The organism is Candidatus Eisenbacteria bacterium (assembly GCA_030017955.1).
Lineage (GTDB): Bacteria > Eisenbacteria > RBG-16-71-46 > JASEGR01 > JASEGR01 > JASEGR01.
This window is the reverse complement of sequence record JASEGR010000170.1, coordinates 1-2,530: the sequence shown is the minus strand read 5'-3', so window position 1 is coordinate 2,530 and position 2,530 is coordinate 1. Positions and strand designations below refer to the sequence as shown.

Annotated in this window: 2 protein-coding genes; one reads left to right on the top strand and one right to left on the bottom strand. The window is 51.7% G+C overall.

Annotated elements, in window-relative coordinates; genetic code table 11:
• On the bottom strand, positions 1–844 hold an 844-nt coding region (locus tag QME66_13335), incomplete at its 3' end, for a hypothetical protein (GenBank protein MDI6809930.1).
• A gap of 100 nt (positions 845–944) precedes the next feature.
• On the opposite strand from QME66_13335, the gene QME66_13330 reads away from it, so the two are divergent.
• Complete coding sequence (locus QME66_13330; GenBank protein ID MDI6809929.1) at positions 945–2,339, top strand: transposase; 1,395 nt, start codon at positions 945–947, stop codon at positions 2,337–2,339.
• Positions 2,340–2,530: the final 191 nt, after the last annotated feature.

Below are 2,530 nucleotides of genomic sequence, written 5' to 3'. Positions count from 1 at the left end.
CCTTGGCATCGGGCACGCGAAGGTTTGTTATGTATGCCAGGTATGGGTCTTTGGTCTTTTTGCCGTAGAGTTCTGTGTCCAAGATGATCAAAGTGGTCCTTACGTTGGCGTTCAAACGGAATTGATAGTTCTGGACAACTAGGAACCAAAGACCCGCTGTCCTCGCAATCTCGCGTTTCACTCTTTTGTTCTTGGTCATTGGCATCACGTATCTCAGGCCGAGGGATTCAATGGTCCGAATAACGGAGGCCGAGTTGAAGCCGCGGTCCAGCAGGACCAGCTTGATTTTTGCGAATCCCATGGTCTCAGTCAGAAGAGCACGAACGACGCGCTCCTTCCTGGCGAAGAGCGAAACAGGGGTCATAGCCACCTCTAGTCGTTTGCCCCTCTCGACGATTGCGAGCGTGGCTACCCTATGAAAGTACATCGTCCCGTTCTTTTCCTTGCCAGCAGAGCAATTGACATCTCTGTTTTTTCCATAATATTCTCGGTCCCACATGTCTATGGCCACGACTACGGGTCTGCGCAGCCAGCCTTCGGTCCTTGCCCTCCGGACAAGCTCCCGGTTGAACTCCACCAGCGCTCTGACTGCGCCCTCGCCGTTCAACCGCAGCCTCCGAAAGACCGTGTCTGCATCCGGAACCGTGCAGCTCCAGACGTACTTCAGTCTCGATACGGCACTCTCTACGAAGATCCGCAGCATCGCGGTGTACACCAACACCCGCAATATCTCTACCGCATCGTATCTGGCGTTCGGTGCGCCTTCCTTCACAGCCCTGTTCTTTGCAAGCCTGCCCAAACATCTATCTACCTCTCTTTGCATACTTCTCGTTGCCTGTTGCATATCCCATCCCTTCTGGCTCTGGCCAGTTATTGGTCTACTAACTTAACTTCGCCAGTTGAATAGTAAAATAGGCCACGTCGGATTTCAGTTTGGTGAAAACATGAAAGGCAGCGTGACCTACAGCGTGGGTAATCTCGCGGTGATAGAAAAAGGTGACGGACTACTCGGCGGATATTTCGAGGAAGTATTTGGCGATGTCGGAGGGAAGGCAAAGGACTTTGTTCCATACACGGAACTGTTCGTGTACAATCGATTGGGGGATTGTTTGGCAACGAACAGGATGTTGTCGTACCCCCGCGATCTGTTCCACAGGCTGGGATTCGGCGATATGCCCAGCGAGCGGTCACTGTACCGGATGGTGGAACGGGTAGGCCAGAGCCACGCCCTAATATTGGAGCGGCACCAGGAAATCATCAAGAAATACGGTCTCGTGACGAAAGAGCAGTTTGCGGATTTCTCGTCGAGCTACTTCGAAGGTGGGGCCGAAGCTCTTGGCGAGTACGGCTATTCCCGCGAGGGCAAACCTGGGAAGAAGCAGATCACGTTTGGCATCTGCACGGGGATCAACGGCATCCCGTCGGCTTTGACCATACAGAAGGGGAACGTGCCGGACCAGAAGCATTTCGGGTTCATGCTGAGGACCGCCGAGGCGGTTCTCAGACCAGGGAGCGTGCTGATATTCGATTGCGGTGCGAACTCTAAGAGCAACAAGAAGCTGGTGAGAGCGAAAGAGCTTCATTATCTAACCCTCAAACCGAAGAAGCTAGGTCCATACAGGATCGCAATAGCCGAATTCCGTGCCGGACGAAAATGCAGGGTCGTTCTCAACGATAGGACGTATCAGTGCGTGAAGGCAAAGAACGGAGACGAGACCCGCTACATCTTTTACTCCGAGAACCTTGAGAACGACCAGCTCGCCATCAAGAGAAGCAAGTTCTCCAGGGAGCTTGTAAAGAACCACGTTCTTCTCAACAAGACGAAGGCCGGCAAGCCGCTGGGAGAATACCCGTGCGAAGAAGGGATCATCGTTGCAAAAGGATCTCTGCAAAAGACCGTGGACGACGTTGCCAATCCGCACATCAACGGCGTCGAGGGGTTCTTCATCCTTGAAAGTAGCATCGACGACGACCCCCTGGAAATTCTTAAACTTTACAAGGAAAGGGACAGGGCTGAAAAACTGATTAGGAACATCAAGGAAGGCACGGAGCTGAGACCGATGCGTCACTGGAGCAAGTGGGCGATCATCGGCTACGTCGTTCTCGTTTTCCTCACGAATTTCCTCGTCAATCTGACACTGCTCAAGGCGAAGAGCCAACCGATAGTGAGAAACGTAAAGCTCCTCAAAAAATACTTGATGAGTTTGACAGTGACCGTCGTTTACCCTCCGAACGGCTTCCGATTCCACATCTTATCGAACATTTCGCCCGAAATCCTGAGCATTTTCGGCAATTTCATAGACCGATATCGCGATAAAACGCTACGTCTGCGGTGGTAATAACCCAACTGTCAAACGCTGCATGGGTCGAATTTTAGCCCGGGGCATCACGATGTGGCGAAGTTAAGTTTATATACTCCTCCAGATATCCTACAGACGATCCGTTAAATGAGAATCGCATACGTCGTATTTGAAGATTTCAATTCAGAAATTGGCATTCTAAAGAAAGTCGCCAGTCAAATGCGTGCGTG

Coding starts and splice junctions, on each gene's coding strand:
- QME66_13330 (MDI6809929.1), top strand. CDS start 945: ATGAAAGGCAGCGTGACCTACAGCGTGGGTAATCTCGCGGTGATAGAA.